This is a genomic window from Novosphingobium sp. KN65.2 (genome assembly GCF_001368935.1).
Lineage (GTDB): Bacteria > Pseudomonadota > Alphaproteobacteria > Sphingomonadales > Sphingomonadaceae > Novosphingobium > Novosphingobium mathurense.
In genome coordinates this window covers 31,123-52,147 of record NZ_CCBH010000124.1, presented here as the reverse complement: position 1 = coordinate 52,147, position 21,025 = coordinate 31,123, and the positions used below count along the sequence as shown (strand labels likewise).

Here is a 21,025-nt window from a genome sequence, read left to right as displayed (position 1 = left end):
CGTGCATGCCCAAACGAAAACGCCCGGAGCATTAGGCTCCGGGCGTCCTCGTGACGAAACTCGTGGACCCCGCTGTGCGGTTCAGCGACACCCCTGTTTGTCGCTTAGTCCGATCCCTCAACTTGGTTCCCTGAACCGTGGCGCTTGTCTGTCAGCGACCTTTGGGTCAGAAGCAGCCCCCCAGCTGCATGGGTAAATTCCTACGAAACGCCGATCTTGCAAAGTGAATTTCCGGCATTGCGTGGATTTTGGCCCCCATCTGTGGTTATCGTGCAACATTCAAATTGTGTAACAGGCTGAAAAGGAAATCTCCGGCATGTCAGACGTCTCGAGCGCCGAACGCGAACTGGGATCAGCATTTCTCCCCAAGTTCGATGCGCATGGACTGCTGATCGCCATCGCCGTCGATGCAGTCAGCCGCGACATACTCATGGTTGCCTACATGGACGAGGAAGCGTTAGCGAAGACCCGCGAAACGGGTCTTGCCCACTTTCACTCGCGCTCGCGCGGCAAACTCTGGCTCAAAGGTGAGACTTCCGGTCATTTCCTGCGCGTGCAGGAAATTCGGGTCGATTGCGACCAGGATGCACTGATGCTGCTCGTCAAGCCGGAAGGGCCAGCCTGCCATACCGGCGCCCGCAGCTGCTTCTATCGCCAGTTGGAAGGCGACGCACTGGGCCGAATTGCTTAATAATCAGGGTGTGTCGGGAAGGGCGGATCCGGTCCATCCTTCCCGAAGGATCATTCAGCCGAGGATTTCGTCGAAGAGGCTGACCATCGAGGCCCAGCTCTGGCGATCGGCGCTGGCATCGTAGCCCAGCGCGTCCATCCCCCGGGCATCGCTGGCCGGTTCGGTGAAGCCGTGCTTGACGCCGCTGTAGGCATGGAAGTGCCAGTTGGCGCCAGCCGCATCCATTTCTTCCCAGAAGTGCATGACCTGATCGCGCGGAACCATCGGGTCGGCATCACCATGGCAGACGAGGACGCGGGCCTTGATCGCGCCGGGCTTGGCCGGGACGCATGCATCGAGTGTGCCGTGGAAGCTGGTGACGGCGGCAAGGTCCTGCCCGTCACGCGCGGATTCCAGCGCAGCCTGTCCACCCATGCAATAGCCGATGGCGAACATGGTCAAGCCCTCGGCCTCGGGCTGGGACCGTAGCGCCGAGATCGCAGCAGCGCAGCGCGCACGGTAGTAGGCATTGTCTTCGCGCAGCGCCTTGGCCATCGGGAACGAGGCTTCGAAGCTCTCGACCGGTGCGCCGTAGAAGTCCGCGACCATCGCGAGATAGCCGAGTTCAGCCAGCATTGCGGCGCGGCGGGCAGTGCCTTCGTTGTGATTGGCAATCGTCGGGAAGACGAGCACCGCAGCACGCGGCGTCCCTTGCGGGCGGGCGAGCCACCCGGTCAGGTCCACGCCGGCATGCGAATAGGAGACGGATTTCAGTTCACTCATTCGGGAAGAAACTCCGGAACCGACAGATAGCGCTCGCCGGTGTCGTAGTTGAAACCGAGGACTCGGCTGCCCGCGGGCAGTTCCTTCAGCTTCTGGGCGATGGCGGCGAGCGTTGCGCCCGAACTGATCCCCACCAGCATGCCTTCGGTCGTGGCGCAGCGGCGCGCCATTTCCTTGGCGTCGGCGGGATCGACCTGGATCGCGCCATCGATCGACTGGGTGTGCAGGTTGGACGGGATGAAGCCCGCGCCGATGCCCTGGATCGGGTGCGGACCGGGCTGGCCACCGGAAATGACCGGCGAAAGGGTCGGCTCGACCGCATAGGCCTTCATGCCCGGCCACTTGGCCTTGAGCGTCTCGGCGCAGCCGGTGAGGTGCCCGCCGGTGCCCACGCCGGTAATCAGAACGTCGATGGGGGTGTCTGCGAAGTCGCTCAGGATTTCCTGTGCCGTCGTGCGGACATGGATATCGACGTTGGCCGGATTGTCGAACTGCTGGGGCATCCATGCGCCCGGCGTGCTCTCGACCAGCTCCTTTGCGCGCTCGATTGCACCCTTCATGCCCTTTTCCTTGGGCGTGAGGTCGAACGTGGCGCCATAGGCCAGCATGAGCCGGCGGCGTTCGATCGACATCGATTCGGGCATGACAAGGACCAGCTTGTAGCCCTTGACCGCGGCCACCATGGCAAGGCCGATACCGGTGTTGCCCGATGTCGGCTCGATGATCGTCCCGCCCGGCTTGAGACTGCCGTCAGCCTCTGCAGCCTCGATCATGGCGAGACCGATGCGGTCCTTGATCGAACCGCCGGGATTGGCGCGCTCGGCCTTCACCCAGACTTCATGGTCCGGGAACAGGCGCGAGAGCCGGATGTGCGGCGTATTGCCGATCGTGGCGAGAATGCTGTCAGCCTTCATGCTCATGCTCCCTCTGGCGATAATAGGATTCGAATGTGCGGGCATTGCGGATCTCGGGGAAGATCCATGCCCAGAGTACGGTAATGACTATGGCAGCGCCGCCGCCGAAAACAACAGCCCCACTGGCGCCGAGCAGGGCAGCGGCCACGCCGGACTGCATTTCGCCCAGTTCATTGGAAGCGGAGACGGCCACGCCCGATATTGCCGAGACGCGACCGCGCATCTCGTCTGGCGTATTGAGCTGGATCAGCGAGTTGCGGATGAAGACCGAAATCATGTCCGCTGCGCCCAGCACGGCCAGGAAGCCCAGCGACAGCCAGTAATTCCAAGAGAGACCGAACGCCACGGTTGCCGCACCGTAGGCGCCGACCGCCAGCAGCATCTTCACGCCGACATTGGTGTTGAAAGGCCGGAACGAGAGCAACAGGGCGACGATGGCGGCGCCGAAGGCAGGGGCAGCGCGCATCGGGCCCAGGCCCTCTGGTCCGACATGCAGGATGTCGCGGGCAAAGACCGGCAGCAGGGCAGTCGCCCCGCCGAGCAGGACGGCGAAGAGGTCCAGCGTGATGCAGCCGCGCAGGAATCGCTCGTGCCAGACGAAGTGGAAGCCCTGCACGATCTGGCGCACGGGATGCGCCTTGCGGGCATGGGACGAGGGCGCCGGCAATGAGCGGATCATGATGATGCTGGCACTGGCCATCACCATCAGCACCAGCGAGATCCAGTAGGGCAGGGCACGCTCATGTGCGAAGAGGAAGCCGTACGATGCCGGGCCAACGACGGTGCCGGCTTGCCAGGCGATGGAATTGAGCGCGATGGCCTTGGGGATCAGTTCGGCCGGCACGATGTTGGGCGCGATCGCGCTCAGGGCCGGGCCGACGAAGATGCGGGCGCTGCCATGCAGGGCCGCGAAGAAGAACAGCAGCGGCAGGCTGTGGATCTCGAGCATCGTCGTTACCGCCAGGCCGCCGGCGATGATCATGTCCACGCACATCGCTGCAGCGGCAACCTTGCGCCGGTCGAACATGTCCGCGACCACGCCTGCGACGGGGGTCAGCAGGAACAGCGGCACGAACTGGACCAGTCCGAGAATGCCAAGCTGCAGCGATGCCTGCGGGATCGACATGCCGTATTCGGAACGGGCTACGTCGTAGAGCTGGTAGCCGATGATCACGACCATGCCCGTCGTGGCGACAACGGACATGAAGCGGGCGAACCAGAACTTGCGGAAGTCGGCGATGCGAAGGGGGGACGATGGTGTGCTCACGCGCGCACCTGTGGCACCGCCGTCGTCCCTTGCCAAGTCGGTCGTTTAAATGTCTCTTACAGTGAGAATTTTGCCGTCAGGCGGATGTCCCTGCCGGCAATCGGCACAAAGTCGCGCGTCTCAGACGCAGCGAGGCGGCCGGTCACGTCGAAAAGGTTGTCAGCCGACAGGATCAGCGAGACCGGACCGTCCTCACCCATCGGACGCCAGGTGGCGCTGGCATTGACGAGCGTGAAGGCGCTGGTGGGGTTTTCGTTATCGGCGACGCGGTCCTGCCTTGCGTTCCATTCGACATCTCCGCGCAGGGAAAACACGGGCGAGCCGAATTCGAGACCGCCGCGCAGGCGCAGCGGCGGGATGCGAGGGACCGGGCCGATGTTGACGAGGCGCGCATGCGTGTAATCCACACCGGCGTCGAACTTCAGGGAATTGTCCATGCCCCAACGCAGGAAGGTCAACTCGCCTTCGGCCTCGACGCCGCGGAAACGGGCAGGGGCCTGGAGATACTGGTAGACCGGGAAGTCCTCGATGATTTGGCCCGTCGGGACCGCAGTAATGAAGTTGGCGAAGTTGGTGCCGAAGGCCGTGACCGAGGCGTTGAAAGCGCCGCCGCTGTATCGCACGCCAGCCTCGATGCCATCGCTGCGCTCGACGGTGAAGCCGGGATCGCCGCGCTCGTAGGACTGGGTGGCGTCGTGCATGCCGTCGACGAAAAGCTCCTCGGCAGAAGGCGCGCGTTCGCCGTGCAAGTAGTTCACCGAGACGGTCATGTTCTCGATCGGGTGCCAGGCGATGCCTGCCACGCCGGAGTACTGTGAGAAGTTGCGCTTCTCGTTCGCTGGAACGGTGCGGATGCGCGTGTTTTCATAGCGCATGGCTCCCTCCAGGTCGAAGGCGCCCAGTTCGATGTGTTGCAGGGTAAAGACCGCGAAGCGATCGGTCTGGTTGTCCGGCAGGAGCAATTCATCGCCGCTGATGTCGAGGCGTTTGGATGAATATTGCACGCCGGTGCTGCCGCTCCAGATGCCGCGCCGCGCCTGGTCGGCCTGTGCACGCACTTCCAGGCCCTTGCTGTGGAACCGGGTGCCGATATTGCCGTCTTCGACTTCGGCGTGCTCATAGTCCCCAAATGCCCCGCGCAGTTCCACGCGTTTGAGGAACCCGTCGAGGTTGAGACCGGCACGAAGGTCGACGCGGGTCTGGCGCAGGGAGATGGATGTCGCCCCCGGATCGGTCGAGGGGCGTGGCGGAATGCCGTAGTCGGTCGCCAGTCGTTCGAACGAGACGCCGATGTCGCCGCCTTCATCGATGAAAGCGATGCCCGAGCCCAGCGTCCAGCCCTTGGCCCAGCTGTTGGGGATCCGTCCCTTGCGGTTGGCCTGCGCCGTCAGGCTTGCCGCGCCGTCGGAATCGCCATTTTCCGCCAGGTCACTGGCTTGCGTCAGGGTTTGCGCACGCAATTCCGGGGAGAGGACGTGGCCGCCCACGCGCAGGTCATTGGCATGGTTGTACGAGGCATCGAAGTGAGCGACAACGCGCGGATCGAGCCGGATGTCGGCGGCAATGCCCCCGTTCACGGCATCGGCCGCAGTGCCGTAGGAGCCCAGAGCATCGAAAGTGAAGAGCTTGTCCGGGATGCGGCGGGGAATGCGCTTGTCGGTGGCGTTGACTGCGCCGCCTGCCGGGTCGCTGGCGTAAAGCAGGACGCGCGGGCCGTGCAGGACCTCGACCCTGTCGACGTTGAGCGTGTCTAGCGAGACGGCATGATCCGCCGAAACGGAAGATGCGTCGAGCGAGCCGAGCCCGTCGAGCAGCACTTGGACGCGCGGCCCATCGAAGCCGCGCAGGATCGGGCGGGAGACGCCCGGCGCAAAGCCGCTGCTCGAGACGCCGGGAAGGCTCGCCAGCATCTGGCCGATCTGCGGCGCCAGATTGCGGGTGAGCGTCTCGCCCTGAAGCACGACAGGTGCGGAGATTGGATCGGTGTTCCCGGATATCACGCGGCCCGTGACGATGATGTCCGGGCCGCTTTCGCTGGCGTGCGTACTGTCGTCTGCAGGAGTGACCGTTTGGGGGGCTGCGGTTTGGGCGAAGGTGGTAACGGCGGCGAAGGGAAGTGCTGCGGTTGCGAGGAAGCTGGCGCGGACCAGCGTGGCGATTCGGGGGGAGGAGAGCCTGCTCATGTCTCCCGCTTACTTGTGATGTTATACTATATCAACATTGGATTGCGGTCGATCCGGAGGAAATGACGCACTGCGGCATGCGCGGTGGCTCGGGCAAAGCTCGAAAGTGCTGTATGAAGTCTGCCGTGTCGCGCCGCGGCACGAAATCAGCGGCGCGGACGCAGGCGTGGATTGGGCTGGATGGCGTCGACCAGCTTGAGGAATTCGTCCACGCGGATGATCCGCTCGAACTGGAACCCGGCGCGGCCTTCATGGGACCAGATCAGGTGCGCCTCGATCCGACCGATGACGGGCAGACGAATGACGACACGCTCGCCGCGTTCCAGCTCGAGTTCGCCGTCGGCCATGAACCCTTGGGCGGAAACGTTGACGATGTGCAGGTGAACGTCGCCCAATTGCCGGTGCTCACCGATGACCGAATGGTCAACCGGATGGCGTGCCGCGCGGCGCTTGTCGGTTACGCTGAGCTGTGCTCCGGCACTCATCGTCGTTTTGCCTCAATGTCGTTGTCGAGGCTGGCATGATGCATTCAATTGGCAAACATTCCGTAAACCCGGCAAGATTTTGCCGGGTTTACGGCGCGATGCCGAGATTTACACGCCTTTAAGGATGCCGTGCTTTTTCTTGCCGAGGCTCAGCTTGCGGGTCTCTCCGGCAGGCACCGTGATCAGCAGGCCCGGATCGTCCATCGTGGCGTCGTCCAGCTTGACCGCACCTTCGCCGATCTTGCGCTTGGCCTCGCCGTTCGAGGCGGTGAATCCAAGGGCGGTGCAGGCCGCGCCAAGACGGATACCTTCCGCATTCACTTCGACAGTCGGCAGGTCTTCGCCCAGGCCACCGCCCGCGAAAGTCTCGGCGGCGGTCGCTTCGGCGGCCTTGGCAGCTTCCTCACCGCGGCACAGCTTGGTTGCCTCGTTGGCGAGAATCACCTTGGCATCATTGATCGCGCCGCCTTCGAGCGCCTCCAGCCGGGCAATCTCGTCGAGCGGCAGGTCGGTGAACAGGCGCAGGAACTTGCCGACGTCGCGGTCGTCGCAATTGCGCCAGAACTGCCAGTAATCGTAGGAAGACAGCGCGTCCTCGTTGAGCCAGACCGCACCGGAGACCGACTTGCCCATCTTGGAACCGTCGGCCTTGGTGATGAGCGGGGTCGTCAGGCCGAAGACTTCCTTGCTGTCCATGCGCCGGGCCAGTTCGACACCGTTGACGATGTTGCCCCACTGGTCCGATCCGCCCATCTGCAGGCGTACGCCCATGGTTTCGCTCAGGTGTCGGAAGTCGTAGCCCTGCAGGATCATGTAGTTGAATTCGAGGAACGTCATCGGCTGCTCGCGCTCAAGGCGAAGCTTCACCGAATCGAAGCTGAGCATGCGGTTGACGGTGAAATGCGTGCCGACCTTCTGCAGCATCTCGATGTACCCGATCTGGCCCAGCCAGTCGTGGTTGTTGACCATCACCGCATCGGTCGGGCCGTCGCCGAAAGTCAGGAAGCGTTCGAAGGCCGTCCGAATCGAGGCGATATTCGCTTCGATGGCCTCGTTCGAGAGCATCTTGCGCACTTCGTCCTTGCCGGTCGGGTCACCGATGCGCGTCGTGCCGCCGCCCATGAGGACGATCGGCTTGTGGCCGGCCTGCTGGAGGCGGCGCAACAGCATGATCGAGACAAGGTTGCCGACATGGAGCGAGGAGGCCGTGGCGTCGAAGCCTACATAACCGGGCACGACCTGCTTGGAGGCGAGGGCGTCAAGGCCCTCGGCGTCGGTCATCTGGTGGATGTAGCCGCGCTCGTCGAGCAGGCGTAGCAGGGAAGAGTTGTAGGTCATGGCCTTGCCGTCTGGATGGTTGTCTCTTGATTGGAGCGGGGCGCCTAGCACGCAGCGGGCGTGAAACAAAGCGCACAGGCGCAGATGTCGCACCGGCAAGGCGCATGATCGCAGGAAACTCGGGATCGGTGACGAAGCCGATTGCAATTTCGCGGCAGTTCCGCCCTAGTCCGCGCGACCATGACAGACCTCATATACCATCCCGCCCATCCGCCCGCCCTCATCCGCAGCGTGGAGACGCGCTTCATCGGCTTCGATCATGAATGGGTCCGGGTCCGCTGGAAGATCCTCGGCGCGGCGAAGCTCGTGGTTCCGCCCTTCGCGGGCAAGGGCAGGGACGATGGCCTGTGGAACACGACCTGCTTCGAGCTGTTCCTGCAGTCGCCGGGCGACAGGGCCTATGTCGAACTGAACCTTTCGCCTTCGGAACGCTGGAACGCCTACGATTTCGAAGGCCGCCGCGAAGGCATGGCGGAGCGGCCGATGCCGCGCGAGCCGGAATGCACCATGCGCAAGGGCACGGACATGGCCATCTTCGACGCGGCGATCCCGGCATCCGGGCTTCCCGCGCGTCCCTGGCATTGCGGGCTGACCGCGGTTCTGGAGGAGGAAGGCGGCGTGAAATCGTTCTGGGCCCTGTCCCATGGCAATCCGGTTGCGCCCGACTTTCACGATCCGTCTTGCTTCACGTTCGAGGTTGCGGCACCGAGCGACGCATGAAATTCGGTATCGATCGCCTGCTGGCGGACCCTGAACTGCGCAAGCCGCTGGCCGGCCGGCGCGTGGCCCTCGTTGCCCATCCGGCTTCGGTGACGGACCGCCTTGTCCACTCCCTGGACGCTCTGGCGGCCTGTCCCGACATCACGCTGACGGCTGCGTTCGGCCCTCAACACGGCCTCAAGGGCGACAAGCAGGACAACATGGTCGAGACCGCGGACGAGCGCGATCCGATCTACGATATCCCGGTTTTCAGCCTTTATGGCGAAGTGCGCCGCCCCAGTGCGGCGATGATGGCGACGGCCGACGTCTTCCTGTTCGACCTGCAGGACCTGGGCTGCCGCATCTATACGTTCGTTACGACGCTGCTTTACATGCTTGAGGCCGCCGCCTCACAGGGCAAGAGCGTGTGGGTTCTGGACCGGCCCAATCCCGCCGGACGTCCGGTCGAAGGGACCACGCTTCGGGCTGGTCAGGAAAGCTTCGTCGGTGCCGGGCCCATGCCGATGCGCCATGGCCTGACGCTTGGCGAGATGGGCCATTGGTTCGTCCGCCAGTTCGGGCTCGACGTCGATTACCGCGTGATCGAGATGGAGGGTTGGGCGCCGTCGCAGGTGCCGGGGTTCGGTTGGCCGGAAAGTCGGATCTGGATCAATCCCAGCCCCAATGCGGCAAACCTCAACATGGCCCGGGCTTATGCCGGTACGGTCATGCTCGAAGGCACGACGCTGTCGGAAGGTCGCGGCACGACGCGTCCGCTCGAAGTCCTGTTCGGCGCGCCCGACATCGATGCCAAGTCCATCCTTGCCGAGATGGAGCGGGTCGCGCCCGACTGGCTCGATGGCTGCGCGCTTCGTGAATGCTGGTTCGAGCCGACCTTCCACAAGCACCGGGGCAAGCTGTGCAGCGCCCTGATGATCCACGCCGAAGGTGGGTTCTACGATCATGGTGCGTTCCGCCCCTGGCGTTTGCAGGCACTGGCCTTCAAGGCGATCCGCAACCTCTACCCGGACTATCCGCTCTGGCGGGACTTCCCTTACGAGTACGAATTCGACCGCCTTGCGATCGACGTGATCAACGGCGGCCCGGCCTTGCGCGAATGGGTGGATGACGCAGGCGCACAGGCCGGTGATCTCGATACGCTCGCAGCCCGCGATGAAGCGGCCTGGCTGGAGGCCACGAGAGAGCTGCGGCTTTACGGGGGATAACCGGGTTGCCTTAACCCCTCAGGAGCGTACGTTCCCGCCTCACGAGCAGCGCAAAGCTGCCGTGATCAACGGAGGGGACAATATGCGAGTTGTTTCATTCGCCCTGGTTCTGGCCGCGTTTTCTCTGCCCGGCTGCAGCCAGCAACCCACAGCACAAGCGGCCCAGCCCTTGACGCAAGCCGATGCACAGGCCGTGCTCGACACCTTCACCGAGGCGCTCGGCTCAATGGACCTGCAGAAGGTTGACGACATGTACGCCAGTGACGTCGTCGCGTTCGACCCGGGCAAGGCCGAACGCATTGGCGGAAAAGTGGCACTCCATGTCATGAATGCGCAGTACGTGGACATGAAGTTCAACCAAGTCGAGATGCCCGATCCCAAGTTCCAGATCCTTGGTCCGGACTTGTTCATCGCTTCCGGGACGATCCACTTCACCGGCACCGACGGCAAGGTGAAGGAAGGCGAGGTGCGCTACACCGAGGTCTTCCAGAAGCAGCCCGACGGGAACTGGCAGTCGATTCACGAGCATCTGGATTACCCGCCGAAGACCTGATTTCCTGCTGCTGCTGCTGCTGTAGCTGGGCGTTCCTCTTCCCCGGCGATGCCGACGGGGAAGATGAACGCCCGGATCAGCTCTTCTTGCGGGACAGTTCGCGCATCGCGGCATCCAGTCCTTCGAGCGTCATCGGGAACATTGCGTCTCCGAGAATCTCGCGGATCATGCGGGTGCTGCCCGAATAGCCCCACTGCCGTTCCGGCGAGGGATTGAGCCAGACCGTCGCGGGATAGGTCTGCACCACCCGCTGCAGCCAGACGCTGCCCGGTTCTTCGTTCATGTGCTCGACCGAGCCGCCGGGGTGGCTGATCTCGTAAGGGCTCATCGCCGCGTCGCCGACGAAGATGACCTTGTAGTCGTGTCCGTACTTGTGAAGGATGTCCCAGGTCGGCGTACGCTGCGACCAGCGACGGCGGTTGTCCTTCCATACGCCTTCGTACAGGCAATTGTGAAAGTAGAAGAACTCCATGTTCTTGAATTCGCTGGTCGCCGCGCTGAACAGCTCTTCCATCAGCTTGATGAACGGGTCCATCGAACCGCCGACGTCGAGGAACAACAGGACCTTGACCGCATTGTGCCGCTCGGGCCGCATGTGCAGGTCGAGCCAGCCCTGCTTGGCGGTGCCGCGGATCGTTTCTTCGAGATCGAGTTCCTCGGCGGCACCTTCACGGGCAAAGCGGCGCAGGCGGCGCAGCGCTACCTTGATGTTGCGCGTGCCAAGCTCCCTGGTGTTGTCGAGATTGGCGAACTCGCGCTTTTCCCAGACCTTGATCGCGCGCTTGTTGCGGCTTTCCCCGCCGATGCGGATTCCTTCCGGGTTGTAGCCGGAATGGCCGAATGGCGAGGTTCCGCCCGTGCCGATCCACTTGCTGCCGCCCTGGTGACGTTCTTTCTGCTCCTCGAGCCGCTTCTTGAGCGTCTCCATGATCTCGTCCCACGAGCCGAGCGACTTGATCTTTTCCATCTCCTCGGCAGAGAAGTACCTTTCGGCGATGCGCTTGAGCCACTCTTCAGGCACCTCGACGGGTTGCTGGCCGTAGTCGGTGAACACCCCCTTGAAGACCTTCTGGAACACCTGGTCGAAGCGATCGAGCAGGCCTTCGTCCTTCACGAAAGTCGCGCGGCTGAGGTAGTAGAACGCTTCGGGCGTCTGCTCGATCGCATCGCGGTCGAGCGCCTCCAGCAGGACGAGATGCTCCTTGAGCGATGCCGGGATCCCGGCTGCCCGCAGCTCGTCGATGAAGTTCAGCAGCATGGCAATCAGCTCTTCGGCGGAACCGGTGGCTGGCGCGGGAACTGTTCGAGCCTGGGATCGATCACCGCCCACGCGGGCGCATCGTCAAGCCAGATCGCCGAGGTCGGGGCGAGCCCGTCGCTTTCCTCGAGGAAGCCGACGCGAATGACGCTGGCCTTGGGACGCGAAGAGTTGCGCCCCGTGATCGCCGTGCCGCACTTGCCGCAAAAGCCCTGTTCGATGCTGTTCCCGCTGGCGGAAGTGTACCCGAACCACGAGAGTTCTCCGTCGATGGCAATGTCGTCGGTCATGAACAGGGCATTGGTTGTCGCGCTGCCCGCGGCCGACTTCTGGCACTGGCGACACCAGCATTGGCGAACCCAGAGCGGTTCACTGCTGATCGTCGCGGTGATGGCGCCGCAGTTGCAACGACCGGTATAGGGCGCTCCCATCTCACGCTCCCCTGCGTGACATGAACGCAAGGCGTTCGAACAGCATTACGTCCTGCTCGTTCTTGAGCAGCGCGCCATGGAGCGGCGGGATCGCCTTGCTGGGGTCCTGATTTTGCAGGACGTCGAGGGGCATGTCCTCGTTGAGCAAGAGCTTGAGCCAGTCGAGCAGTTCGCTTGTGGAGGGCTTCTTCTTCAGGCCGGGCACGTCGCGCAGTTCGTAGAAGATTTCCATCGCCTTGGTGACGAGAGTCTTCTGGATGTCGGGGAAATGGACATCGACGATCGCCTGCATCGTCTCGCGGTCCGGAAACTTGATGTAGTGGAAGAAACACCGGCGCAGGAACGCGTCGGGCAGGTCCTTTTCATTGTTCGAAGTGATCACGACGATCGGGCGGTCCTGCGCCGCGATGTGCTCGCCGGTCTCATAGACGTCGAAGGCCATGCGATCGAGTTCGGCGAGAAGGTCGTTCGGGAACTCGATGTCGGCCTTGTCGATCTCGTCGATCAGCAGGACCGGCAGCTTGTCGGACGTGAACGCTTCCCAAAGCTTGCCCTTGCGGATGTAGTTGCGGATGTCGTGGACGCGTTCGTCGCCCAACTGGCCGTCGCGCAGGCGCGCAACCGCATCGTACTCGTAGAGGCCCTGATGCGCCTTGGTCGTCGACTTGACGTTCCAGGTGATCAGCGGAGCATCGAGCGCCGCTGCGATCTGCTCGGCCAGCACGGTCTTGCCGGTACCAGGCTCACCCTTGACGAGGAGCGGACGGCGCAGGAGCACGGCTGCGTTCACCGCGACCTTCAGGTCATCGGTGGCGACATAACTGCTGGTGCCTTCAAAACGCTGCATCGAAACTTCCCGAAATTTTAAATGGTCGATTAAAGCCTATTTGGTGCGTCGCAGCATGGCAAGCATCATTACTGTCCGGCAATCGGTGCAGTCCGCGCGCGGGGCATGGACATCGCTGCCGGCCCATTGCACAAGTTTGCCCATGGGGGCTGATTTTCTGCGCAAAATGGAATGGTTGGGCCGCGACAGGGTCGTAGCCTACCTGCGGATCATCGCATTTCTGAATGTTGCGTTTCTGGTGCTCCTCGTCGCCACATCGAATGGCGGTGTCGATGCAAACGGGTTCCTGCTGGGCAGCGACTTCGTCAGCTTCTGGACCGTGGGACACATGCTGCAGGTTCATGGCAACGTGTACGACGGTGCGGCCCACATTGCCGCGCAGCGCGAATTCTTCGCTTCGTCAGGCGGTTATACGGCCTTCTTCTATCCACCCACGTTTTTGCCATTCTGCTGGCCCCTGGGCTATCTTTCCTATTTTCCCGCTCTGGCCTGCTGGCTGCTGACAACGGGCGCACTCTACATCTTCGCGGTGCGTCGTTGGCAGAGCGCCTTGCGGTTCGACTTTCCGCTCCGGCTTCCGATCCTTGCTTTCCCGGCCATTCCCATCGTCATCACGCATGGGCAAACATCCTTCGTCCTGGCCGCGCTGCTGGGACTGGCCGCCCTGCTGGTGCCGGGCAGGCCGATACTGGCCGGTGTCCTTTTCGGCTTGGCCACCATCAAGCCGCAGTTCGGTGTCCTCATACCTCTGGTCCTGCTGCTGACCCGTGATTGGAAAGTGATCGCGTCGGCCGCCGTCACGGCGATCGCCCTGGCCCTGCTGGCCGCACTGGCATTCGGAGCCGAGGCGTTTGCGGGCTGGTACGCCGCGAGCGAGAGGGCGCAGGTGGCCATGGTCGATGGGGCTGTGGGCTTCGGCAAGATGATGAGCGTCTTTGCAGGGGCGCGGCTGATCGGGTTCCCGACCGGCTTGGCCTATGCGGCGCAAGCGGCGGTGAGCCTTGTCATTATCGCGTTCCTGATCCGGGCCGCATGGGCAAGAACCTATTCGCCCGCGCTGGGTGCGCTCATGCTCGCAGCCGCACCGTTGGTGACACCCTTCGTCCTCGATTACGACATGGTCCTGCTCGCCTTTCCCTTGCTCTGGCTGACGAGCCGGGGGCTTGCTCATGGCTTTCGCGATTGGGAGAAGCTGGCCATTGCACTTGCCTTCATCGCGCCGGTCTTCGCGCGGCCCATCGGCCTTCAAATCGGCGTGCCGATCATGCCGCCGATCCTGATTTTCCTGTTCTGGGTGCTGTTTCGCCGGTTTCACATGGAAGCTCGGCGGGACGGGCCGGCTGCCGTGCAACCCTAGCCCTCCCGGCGTTTTGGGTTATGCAGGAATCTGAGTCATGAACCGAGAGGAGCCGCAATTGGCAGACCGCAAGCAACGTCAGAACCGCAACATCGCCTTGCTCATCGATGCCGACAACGCATCGCCGGCAACGCTCGATGCTGCACTGACGATCCTCGGCGATCTCGGGACGGTCAATGTCCGGCGCGTCTATGGGAACTGGAGCAAGACCGCGCTCAAGGGCTGGTCGCAGCTGGTCCATCGCCATGCGCTCGAACCGCAGCAGCAGTTCGACCTGACCAAGGGCAAGAACGCGACCGACATGAAGATGACCATCGACGCCATGGACCTGCTGTATGGCGGACATGTCGATGGTTTCGGCATCATGTCGAGCGACAGCGACTTCATGCCGCTCGCCATCCGCATTCGGCAGAACGGGACCCCGGTCTACGGCTTTGGATCCGCCCGCACACCGGAAGCATTCCGCGAAGCCTGCACCCGGTTCATCGACCTCGATGCCATGGTCGAGGACGACCAACGCGCCGAGCAGGGCGAAACGGCGGCCAAGCCCGAAGTTGACAAGGAACTGGTCAAGCTTCTGGGCGACGCGTGGAGGGCCAGCAAGCGCGATGACGATGGTTTCGCCAGTCTCTCCGAAGTCGGTCAGCGCGTCGCCAACCGCTCATCCTTCGATGCGCGCAGCTACGGCTTTTCCCGCCTGTCCGAACTGGTGCAATCCCTGCCCAATTTCACGACCGAAAAGCGCGAAAGCGGGCTGTTCGTCAAACGGGTGCGCTAGAGCCGAGCCCGTTCGAGGATCAGGCGTCGATCAGGTCGCGGTCGATTTCGCCGGCGCGGTTCTGGATGAACTGGAAGCGGTGTTCGGGGTTGCGGCCCATCAGGCGGTCGACGAGGTCCTTCACCGCGGCCCGGTCTTCATACTCGGGCGGCAGGGTGATGCGGATGAGCGAGCGGGTTTCCGGGCTCATCGTCGTCTCGCGCAGCTGCTGCGGGTTCATTTCGCCCAGACCCTTGAACCGGCCGACTTCGACCTTCTTGCCCTTGAACTTCGTGGCTTCGAGTTCCGCGCGGTGGGCATCGTCACGGGCATAGGCCGAGGTTGAACCGGAGGTCAGGCGATAGAGCGGCGGCTGCGCGAGATAGAGGTGGCCGCGCTTCACGATGTCCGGCATTTCCTGGAAGAAGAACGTCATCAGCAGCGTTGCGATGTGCGCACCATCGACGTCTGCGTCGGTCATGATGATGATGCGGTCGTAACGCAGGTTATCCGCGTTGCAGTCCTTGCGCGACCCGCAGCCGAGAGCGAGGTTGAGATCGGCGATTTCCTGGTTGCCGCGGATCTTGTCCGAAGTGGCGCTGGCAACGTTGAGGATCTTGCCGCGGATCGGCAGGATTGCCTGCGTCTTGCGGTCGCGTGCCTGCTTGGCCGAACCGCCGGCCGAATCGCCCTCGACGATGAACAGCTCGGTTTCGCCGTCGCCTTCGCCGGAACAGTCGGTGAGCTTGCCGGGCAGGCGCAGCTTCTTGGCGTTGGTTGCCGTCTTGCGCTTGACGTCGCGCTCGGCCTTGCGGCGCAGGCGATCGTCCATGCGCTCCATGACCGCGCCGAGCAGTGCCTTGCCGCGATCGAGGTTGTCCGAGAGGAAGTGGTCGAAATGGTCGCGGATCGCATTCTCGACGAGTCGGGCGGCTTCCGGGCTGGTAAGCCGGTCCTTGGTCTGGCTCTGGAACTGGGGATCGCGGATGAAGACCGAGAGCATCGTTTCCGAACCGACGACGATGTCGTCAGGGGTGATGTCCTTGGCCTTCTTCTGGCCGACAAGTTCACCGAATGCGCGGATGCCCTTGGTCAGCGCGGCGCGCAGGCCCTGTTCGTGGGTGCCGCCGTCGGGTGTCGGGATCGTGTTGCAGTACCAGGAATAGGCGCCGTCGGAATAGAGCGGCCAGGCGATCGCCCATTCGACGCGGCCCTGTTCGAGCCCCTGGTCGTTCTCCGGAAATTCCTGCGAGCCCGAGAAGAACTGCGCGGTGACGCATTCGCGGCTGCCGATCTGCTCGGCGAGGTGATCGGCGAGGCCGCCGGGGAACTGGAACGTGGCTTCGGCCGGAACGTCCTCGCTGGCGAGCGAGGGCGAGCATTTCCAGCGGATCTCTACCCCGGCGAAAAGGTAAGCCTTGGAACGCACCAGCTTGAACAGCCGGTTCGGCTTGAACTTCTGGTCGCCGAAGATCTCGGTATCCGGGGTGAAAGTCACGGAGGTGCCGCGGCGGTTGGGCGCGGCGCCCACCTTCTGGAGTGGCCCCAAGGTTTCACCGCGCGAGAATTCCTGCGCGAACAGTTCCTTGTTGCGGGCCACTTCGACGCGGGTCTTTACCGAAAGGGCGTTGACCACCGAGATGCCGACACCGTGCAGACCGCCGGACGTGGCATAGGCCTTGCCGGAGAACTTGCCGCCCGAGTGCAGGGTCGAGAGAATGACCTCAAGCGCCGACTTGCCCGGATACTTGGGGTGTTCGTCGACCGGGATGCCGCGGCCGTTGTCGGTGATCGTCAGGCGCCCGGCCGTTCCCGGCTCTTCCTCCAGCATGACTTCGATGCGGTTGGCGTGACCGGCAACGGCTTCGTCCATCGCGTTGTCGAGGACTTCGGCCGCGAGGTGGTGGAGTGCACGTTCATCGGTGCCGCCGATATACATGCCGGGGCGTCGCCGGACGGGTTCGAGACCCTCCAGAACTTCGATTGCGGAACCATCGTAGGATTCTCCGCCCGCAGACGGCAGCTTGTCGAAGAGGTCATCGGCCATGCTCGATCCTATACGGGACAGAGAAATCCCCGATCAAGCACGGCCGTGTTCTTATCCTCAGTCGCCGAAATGCGTGGGCGCGGGGCTGACGACCTTGACGCCGCCCTTTTCGATCTCGCGCACTTCCAGAGCGCGCTCGATGGTGCCGCCGCGGGTAAAGCGGAACGGACCGTCAAGGCCGAGGAAGCCGCCGCTCTCGAGCATCTGCGAAGTCGGGAAGGGCTTGCCCACCTTCCAGTCGCGCGCAACGCGCAGGGTAAGCAGGACTGCATCGTAGCCAAGCGTGGCGATGCGGGCAGGCTGACTGCCGAAACGGGTGCGGTAGCTCTTGGAGAACTGGCCGAAGCGCTGGTCGGAAACGGTGGCGAACCATGCGCCGGCAAGGGCGGGCGTGGTCGAGACGGCGCGTTCGCCGCTCCACAGTTCTGTGCCGAGGATGCGGACCTGGGCCTTGCCGCCGCCGGTCCGGAACTGCGTTGCCGCGCGGGCCGACATGTTGCCGCCATCGGCAATCAAAAGTGCGCCGTATCCGTCCTTGGCCTGGATGCGCTGGGCAGCCGAGGAGATCGAGGCGGCAGTCCGGTCATAGGGCTCCATCGCGACCACTGCGCCGCCAGTGTCGCGCACGGCGGCAAGCAGCGCGCTGCTGGCGCGGTCGCCATATTCGCCGCGCGGGATCAACGCGGCATAGCTCGTGATGCCGCGCGAACTGGCATAGCGCACTGTGCGTGCGACCGACTGGCCCGGCAGGTTGCCCATAACGAAGACGTCCTTGGAGGCGGCTTCCTCGTCATTCGAGAACGAGATCATTGGCACCTTGGCGGGACGCGCGAAATTCGCGACAGCCGGGATGTTGTCCGAGAGCAGTGGGCCGAGAATCAACCGGTTGCCGTCGGCGACGGCGCGCTTGGCGGCTTCGCCCGGATTGCTCGCCGTGTCGTAGGTGGTTACCCGCAGGTTGCCGGCATTTGTATCGAGCAGCGCCATGTTGGCGGCGTTGGCGATCGACTGGCCGACGGCGCCGTTGGGCCCCGAGATCGGGACGAGCAGGGCGATCCGGTGGCGATCGGTGTCCTCCTGAATCACGCTTTCGCTGGGCGCAGCCGTCGGCGTCGGGGTGGGCGCGGTGGTCTTGGGAACGATGCTGCAGGCGCTCAGCCCCGCCATCGCTGCCGCGGCGAGAAGATTGCGCCTATTCAGGCGTTTGTCGAACATTGCTTGCCGCTCCCGTAGTCCTTGGGCCATGAGTCTCGCGATGGAACACAGTCTTTCGCCGGGCCTCTATATAGTGGCAACCCCCATTGGCAACCTGAGCGACATAACGCTCCGTGCAATCGAGGTATTGCAGGGAGTCGGTGCCGTCGCCTGCGAGGATACCCGCGTAACGGGTAAATTACTGCATCATCTTGGAATAAAGAAGCGCATGATCCGCTATGACGACCATGCCGGGGAGGGGGATCGCGAGCGGCTTCTGAGCCTGATGGAGGCCGAGCCGGTGGCGCTTGTCAGCGATGCGGGAACGCCGCTGATTTCCGACCCGGGCTATCGTCTCGTGCGCACCGCACGAGAGCGTGGCATCGCCGTAACCAGCCTGCCGGGCCCCAATGCGGCCATTGTCGGCATGACCCTGTCGGGCCTAGCCAACGACCGTTTTCTTTTCGCCGGGTTTCTGCCGAACAAGGTCAAGGCGCGCGAGAGTGTGCTGCAGGAATTGTCCTGCGTTCCCGCCACCCTGATCTTCTACGAGACCGCACCGCGGCTCGAAGCCTCGCTGCAGGCCATAGCAGCGACCTTGCCAGGGCGCGAAGTTGCCGTGGCGCGCGAGCTGACCAAGAAATTCGAGGAATGCCGGACCGGCTCCCCTGAAGAAATCATTGCGCATTATGCGGCGCATCCGCCCAAGGGAGAGATCGTGCTGATGGTCGCTCCTCCTACTGATGAGCCGCTCGGCGATGTCGACGTCGACGCGCTGTTGCTGGCTGAATTGGCCGAGTCCAAGGCTTCGCAGGCCGCGGCCAGGGTCGCCAAGGCCACGGGCATGGATCGCAAGGCGCTCTATGCGCGGGCCCTCGAACTCAAGTGACCGCGACCCGATGAACCGCAGGGCCCGGGCCGAGCAGCGCGGTCGGCTTAGTGAAACGCTGGCCGCCTGGTATTTGCGGCTATCGGGCTGGCGGGTCTTGGCGAGCCGCGTCAGGACGCCTCGCGGCGAAGTCGATCTGGTAGTGAGGCGGGGCCGCGTCCTGTGCTTCGTTGAGGTGAAGTGGCGTGCGCGGGCACAGGATCTGGACAGCGCGATCGACGCGCATCGCCTGCGCCGCGTGGCGGCAAGTGCCGAAGCGCTGGCGCCGCGTTTTGCCCGGGTCGGCGACGATATCCGCATCGATGTCCTGCTCATGGCGCCGCGCACGTGGCCGCGCCGGATAGTCAATGCCTGGCAACCGGGGCGGTAGCTCTGATTTGCGGCGTGGAACCGGAAACAGGTCGCACGCCGGCAAATTTGGGACTAAGCGGACCACGGCAGCAACCCAAGGACCCGATTTTCCATGACGTTACGCATCGCCGTTCAGATGGACCCGATCGAAAGCATCAACATTGCGGGCGACTCCTCTTTCGCCCTGATGCTTTCCGCGCAGGACCGCGGTCACACGCTCTATCATTACGATGTGCGCACGCTGGCCTACGATACATCCGAAGGTGCCGCCGGACGACTGACCTGTTGGGGGGCGCCGGTGACGGTGCAGCGGGTCCAAGGTGCGCATTATACGCTCGGAGAGTACCGCCTGATCGATCTCGTCGCGGATATCGACGTCGTGCTGATGCGACAGGATCCGCCGTTCGACCTGGGCTACATCACGGCCACGCACCTGCTCGAGCGGCTCGAGGGCCGAACTCTGGTCGTCAACGATCCGGCTTCGGTGCGCAACGCACCTGAGAAGGTCTTCGTGCTGGACTATGCGCGTTTCATGCCGCCGACTTTCATTGCTCGCCGGATCGAGGACGTGCGCCTGTTCCAGCAGCGGCAGGTAGCTGCCGGTCTTGGCGGCGATCTTGTCATCAAGCCGCTGCACGGCAATGGCGGCAAGGCGGTGTTCCGTGTGCCCGCCGATGGCAGCAACCTCGGTGCCCTTGTCGAGATGTTCCAGAATGCCTGGGTCGAGCCGTTCATGGTCCAGCCGTTCCTGCCTGACGTCTCGGAAGGCGACAAGCGCATCGTCCTTGTCGATGGCAAGTTTGCCGGCGCGATCAACCGCAAGCCCGGGGAGGGCGAGTTCCGCTCCAACCTGGCGGTGGGCGGCTCTGCCGAAGCGACCGAACTCACTTCGGCGGAAGAAGAAATCTGCGCGGCGCTAGGACCGGAACTGAAGGCGCGCGGGCTGGTTTTCGTCGGAATCGACGTGATTGGCGGAAAATGGCTTACCGAGATCAACGTGACATCGCCGACCGGCATCGTTGCCATCGACCGTTTCAACGGCACCGACACGGCGGCCCTCATCTGGGACGCCATCGAGGCGCGTCACGCCGCGATGTGATCGCTCGCGGCGCGAGCGGGCGGGGCTGTCAGGGAATCAGGCATGGATGACTGGGTGATCCGCCTGATCGAAGGCGGTGGCTATTGGGGCATTGCCCTGCTCATGATGATCGAGAACCTCGTGCCGCCGATCCCGTCGGAACTCATTATGGGTGTCGCCGGGATCGCGCTGGCGCGCGGGACTATGGCGTTCCTGCCGGTGCTGGCTGCGGGCACGCTGGGCTGCACGTTGGGCAATTACATTCTTTTTCTCGCCGCCGACCGGCTCGGGTACGAACGCCTCCACCCTGTCGTCGAGCGCTGGGGTCGCTGGCTCACCATGGAATGGCACGATGTCGAGCGCGCCGGTCGCTTCTTTCGGCGCCATGGTCACTGGATCGTCTTCGTGACGCGGTTCATGCCGATGTTCCGTACGATGATTTCGATCCCCGCCGGCCTGTCGCACATGCGGCACGTGCCGTTCCTGCTCTACACGGCGGCTGGCGCGGCGGTATGGAACACGCTTCTGCTCATGGGTGGGCGGTGGCTCGGGCATCGTTTCGAGCAGGCGGGGGAATGGATCAGCTGGGGAACGCTGGCGCTCGGTGTGGCGATGCTTGCCTGGTACGTCTGGCGCGTTGCCCGCTGGACGCCGACCGCGCCAAAGGACAGCGTTTCGAAAAGGTGAGGCGAGCCCTT

At 63.6% G+C, this 21,025-nt stretch carries 21 protein-coding genes; 10 read left to right on the top strand and 11 right to left on the bottom strand.

The features are described 5' to 3' along the window. Window positions 1-316 precede the first annotated feature (316 nt). The gene (gene hisI, locus SPHV1_RS04570; protein ID WP_054944865.1) at window positions 317-691 is read left to right on the top strand and encodes a phosphoribosyl-AMP cyclohydrolase; all 375 of its coding nucleotides are present in this window, start codon (window positions 317-319) and stop codon (window positions 689-691) included. Window positions 692-745: 54 nt separating this feature from the next. Here hisI and SPHV1_RS04565 read toward each other — a convergent pair whose 3' ends face one another. The 6 genes from SPHV1_RS04565 to tyrS form a co-directional block, all read right to left on the bottom strand. Next, window positions 746-1,453 carry a dienelactone hydrolase family protein gene (locus SPHV1_RS04565; protein WP_054944864.1) on the bottom strand — a complete coding sequence of 236 codons (708 nt, stop codon included), beginning with the start codon at window positions 1,451-1,453 and terminating at the stop codon, window positions 746-748. Beyond that, a complete protein-coding gene (gene cysK / locus SPHV1_RS04560; protein ID WP_054944863.1) occupies window positions 1,450-2,367 on the bottom strand; it encodes a cysteine synthase A in 918 nt (305 codons plus the stop codon). Before cysK ends, SPHV1_RS04565 begins: the two co-directional genes overlap by 4 nt. Further along, the gene (locus tag SPHV1_RS04555; protein ID WP_079729864.1) at window positions 2,357-3,634 is read right to left on the bottom strand and encodes an MFS transporter; all 1,278 of its coding nucleotides are present in this window, start codon (window positions 3,632-3,634) and stop codon (window positions 2,357-2,359) included. The genes cysK and SPHV1_RS04555 overlap by 11 nt, the downstream gene beginning before the upstream one ends. A gap of 56 nt (window positions 3,635-3,690) precedes the next feature. Next, on the bottom strand, window positions 3,691-5,817 hold the full coding sequence (locus SPHV1_RS04550; protein ID WP_054944861.1) for a TonB-dependent receptor: 2,127 nt from the start codon (window positions 5,815-5,817) through the stop codon (window positions 3,691-3,693). Window positions 5,818-5,963: 146 nt separating this feature from the next. After that, window positions 5,964-6,302 (bottom strand): pilus assembly protein PilZ, encoded by a 339-nt coding sequence (locus tag SPHV1_RS04545; RefSeq protein ID WP_054944860.1) that lies wholly within the window; start codon window positions 6,300-6,302, stop codon window positions 5,964-5,966. A 108-nt stretch (window positions 6,303-6,410) separates the two neighbouring features. After that, on the bottom strand, window positions 6,411-7,640 hold the full coding sequence (tyrS, locus tag SPHV1_RS04540; protein WP_054944859.1) for a tyrosine--tRNA ligase: 1,230 nt from the start codon (window positions 7,638-7,640) through the stop codon (window positions 6,411-6,413). Between the two features lie 180 nt (window positions 7,641-7,820). Here tyrS and SPHV1_RS04535 point away from each other — a divergent pair, with 180 nt between their 5' ends. From SPHV1_RS04535 to SPHV1_RS04525, 3 genes are all read left to right on the top strand, one after another. Further along, window positions 7,821-8,360, top strand: a complete 540-nt coding sequence (locus tag SPHV1_RS04535) for a DOMON-like domain-containing protein (protein WP_054944858.1) — start codon at window positions 7,821-7,823, stop codon at window positions 8,358-8,360. Next, window positions 8,357-9,565 carry an exo-beta-N-acetylmuramidase NamZ domain-containing protein gene (locus tag SPHV1_RS04530; protein ID WP_054944857.1) on the top strand — a complete coding sequence of 403 codons (1,209 nt, stop codon included), beginning with the start codon at window positions 8,357-8,359 and terminating at the stop codon, window positions 9,563-9,565. Before SPHV1_RS04535 ends, SPHV1_RS04530 begins: the two co-directional genes overlap by 4 nt. Before the next feature lie 82 nt (window positions 9,566-9,647). Then, entirely contained in the window at window positions 9,648-10,118 is a 471-nt protein-coding gene (locus SPHV1_RS04525; protein ID WP_054944856.1) for a DUF4440 domain-containing protein, read from the top strand. Between the two features lie 76 nt (window positions 10,119-10,194). Here SPHV1_RS04525 and SPHV1_RS04520 read toward each other — a convergent pair whose 3' ends face one another. Genes SPHV1_RS04520 through SPHV1_RS04510 form a run of 3 tightly spaced genes read right to left on the bottom strand, consistent with a single transcriptional unit; the run spans window position 10,195 to window position 12,654 of the window. Next, window positions 10,195-11,376, bottom strand: a complete 1,182-nt coding sequence (locus SPHV1_RS04520) for a VWA domain-containing protein (protein WP_054944855.1) — start codon at window positions 11,374-11,376, stop codon at window positions 10,195-10,197. A gap of 5 nt (window positions 11,377-11,381) precedes the next feature. Continuing rightward, window positions 11,382-11,807: a GFA family protein gene (locus SPHV1_RS04515; protein ID WP_054944854.1), complete on the bottom strand. Its 426-nt coding sequence runs from the start codon at window positions 11,805-11,807 to the stop codon at window positions 11,382-11,384. A 1-nt stretch (window position 11,808) separates the two neighbouring features. Then, on the bottom strand, window positions 11,809-12,654 hold the full coding sequence (locus SPHV1_RS04510; RefSeq protein ID WP_054944853.1) for a MoxR family ATPase: 846 nt from the start codon (window positions 12,652-12,654) through the stop codon (window positions 11,809-11,811). Between the two features lie 142 nt (window positions 12,655-12,796). Here SPHV1_RS04510 and SPHV1_RS04505 point away from each other — a divergent pair, with 142 nt between their 5' ends. Together SPHV1_RS04505 and SPHV1_RS04500 are read left to right on the top strand one after the other, a co-directional pair. Beyond that, window positions 12,797-14,011 carry a glycosyltransferase family 87 protein gene (locus tag SPHV1_RS04505; RefSeq protein ID WP_054944852.1) on the top strand — a complete coding sequence of 405 codons (1,215 nt, stop codon included), beginning with the start codon at window positions 12,797-12,799 and terminating at the stop codon, window positions 14,009-14,011. A gap of 37 nt (window positions 14,012-14,048) precedes the next feature. Next, window positions 14,049-14,789 (top strand): NYN domain-containing protein, encoded by a 741-nt coding sequence (locus SPHV1_RS04500; protein ID WP_054944851.1) that lies wholly within the window; start codon window positions 14,049-14,051, stop codon window positions 14,787-14,789. A gap of 19 nt (window positions 14,790-14,808) precedes the next feature. Here the strand turns inward: SPHV1_RS04500 and parE are convergent, their stop codons facing one another. Further along, window positions 14,809-16,815 (bottom strand): DNA topoisomerase IV subunit B, encoded by a 2,007-nt coding sequence (gene parE, locus SPHV1_RS04495; protein ID WP_054944850.1) that lies wholly within the window; start codon window positions 16,813-16,815, stop codon window positions 14,809-14,811. Between the two features lie 57 nt (window positions 16,816-16,872). Beyond that, window positions 16,873-18,030: a penicillin-binding protein activator gene (locus SPHV1_RS04490; protein WP_054944849.1), complete on the bottom strand. Its 1,158-nt coding sequence runs from the start codon at window positions 18,028-18,030 to the stop codon at window positions 16,873-16,875. Window positions 18,031-18,070: 40 nt separating this feature from the next. Between SPHV1_RS04490 and rsmI the strand changes: the two genes are divergently transcribed. From rsmI to SPHV1_RS04470, 4 genes are all read left to right on the top strand, one after another. Next, window positions 18,071-18,898, top strand: coding sequence for a 16S rRNA (cytidine(1402)-2'-O)-methyltransferase (rsmI, locus tag SPHV1_RS04485; RefSeq protein ID WP_054944867.1), 828 nt, complete (start codon window positions 18,071-18,073; stop codon window positions 18,896-18,898). Between the two features lie 10 nt (window positions 18,899-18,908). Further along, window positions 18,909-19,268 (top strand): YraN family protein, encoded by a 360-nt coding sequence (locus tag SPHV1_RS04480; protein WP_054944848.1) that lies wholly within the window; start codon window positions 18,909-18,911, stop codon window positions 19,266-19,268. Window positions 19,269-19,361: 93 nt separating this feature from the next. Beyond that, window positions 19,362-20,348 (top strand): glutathione synthase, encoded by a 987-nt coding sequence (gshB, locus tag SPHV1_RS04475; protein WP_054944847.1) that lies wholly within the window; start codon window positions 19,362-19,364, stop codon window positions 20,346-20,348. 42 nt (window positions 20,349-20,390) lie between these two features. Next, window positions 20,391-21,014 (top strand): DedA family protein, encoded by a 624-nt coding sequence (locus SPHV1_RS04470; protein ID WP_054944846.1) that lies wholly within the window; start codon window positions 20,391-20,393, stop codon window positions 21,012-21,014. The last annotated feature ends 11 nt before the right edge of the window (window positions 21,015-21,025 follow it).

Bases quoted from the DNA above. Each gene is read 5' to 3' on its own strand.
- SPHV1_RS04550 (WP_054944861.1), bottom strand. From the start codon at position 5,817: ATGAGCAGGCTCTCCTCCCCCCGAATCGCCACGCTGGTCCGCGCCAGC.
- SPHV1_RS04500 (WP_054944851.1), top strand. From the start codon at position 14,049: ATGAACCGAGAGGAGCCGCAATTGGCAGACCGCAAGCAACGTCAGAAC.
- SPHV1_RS04525 (WP_054944856.1), top strand. From the start codon at position 9,648: ATGCGAGTTGTTTCATTCGCCCTGGTTCTGGCCGCGTTTTCTCTGCCC.
- cysK (WP_054944863.1), bottom strand. From the start codon at position 2,367: ATGAAGGCTGACAGCATTCTCGCCACGATCGGCAATACGCCGCACATC.
- SPHV1_RS04530 (WP_054944857.1), top strand. From the start codon at position 8,357: ATGAAATTCGGTATCGATCGCCTGCTGGCGGACCCTGAACTGCGCAAG.
- SPHV1_RS04480 (WP_054944848.1), top strand. From the start codon at position 18,909: ATGAACCGCAGGGCCCGGGCCGAGCAGCGCGGTCGGCTTAGTGAAACG.
- SPHV1_RS04535 (WP_054944858.1), top strand. From the start codon at position 7,821: ATGACAGACCTCATATACCATCCCGCCCATCCGCCCGCCCTCATCCGC.
- SPHV1_RS04565 (WP_054944864.1), bottom strand. From the start codon at position 1,453: ATGAGTGAACTGAAATCCGTCTCCTATTCGCATGCCGGCGTGGACCTG.
- SPHV1_RS04520 (WP_054944855.1), bottom strand. From the start codon at position 11,376: ATGCTGCTGAACTTCATCGACGAGCTGCGGGCAGCCGGGATCCCGGCA.
- gshB (WP_054944847.1), top strand. From the start codon at position 19,362: ATGACGTTACGCATCGCCGTTCAGATGGACCCGATCGAAAGCATCAAC.
- rsmI (WP_054944867.1), top strand. From the start codon at position 18,071: ATGGAACACAGTCTTTCGCCGGGCCTCTATATAGTGGCAACCCCCATT.
- SPHV1_RS04510 (WP_054944853.1), bottom strand. From the start codon at position 12,654: ATGCAGCGTTTTGAAGGCACCAGCAGTTATGTCGCCACCGATGACCTG.
- SPHV1_RS04515 (WP_054944854.1), bottom strand. From the start codon at position 11,807: ATGGGAGCGCCCTATACCGGTCGTTGCAACTGCGGCGCCATCACCGCG.
- hisI (WP_054944865.1), top strand. From the start codon at position 317: ATGTCAGACGTCTCGAGCGCCGAACGCGAACTGGGATCAGCATTTCTC.
- tyrS (WP_054944859.1), bottom strand. From the start codon at position 7,640: ATGACCTACAACTCTTCCCTGCTACGCCTGCTCGACGAGCGCGGCTAC.
- parE (WP_054944850.1), bottom strand. From the start codon at position 16,815: ATGGCCGATGACCTCTTCGACAAGCTGCCGTCTGCGGGCGGAGAATCC.
- SPHV1_RS04505 (WP_054944852.1), top strand. From the start codon at position 12,797: ATGGGGGCTGATTTTCTGCGCAAAATGGAATGGTTGGGCCGCGACAGG.
- SPHV1_RS04490 (WP_054944849.1), bottom strand. From the start codon at position 18,030: ATGTTCGACAAACGCCTGAATAGGCGCAATCTTCTCGCCGCGGCAGCG.
- SPHV1_RS04470 (WP_054944846.1), top strand. From the start codon at position 20,391: ATGGATGACTGGGTGATCCGCCTGATCGAAGGCGGTGGCTATTGGGGC.
- SPHV1_RS04545 (WP_054944860.1), bottom strand. From the start codon at position 6,302: ATGAGTGCCGGAGCACAGCTCAGCGTAACCGACAAGCGCCGCGCGGCA.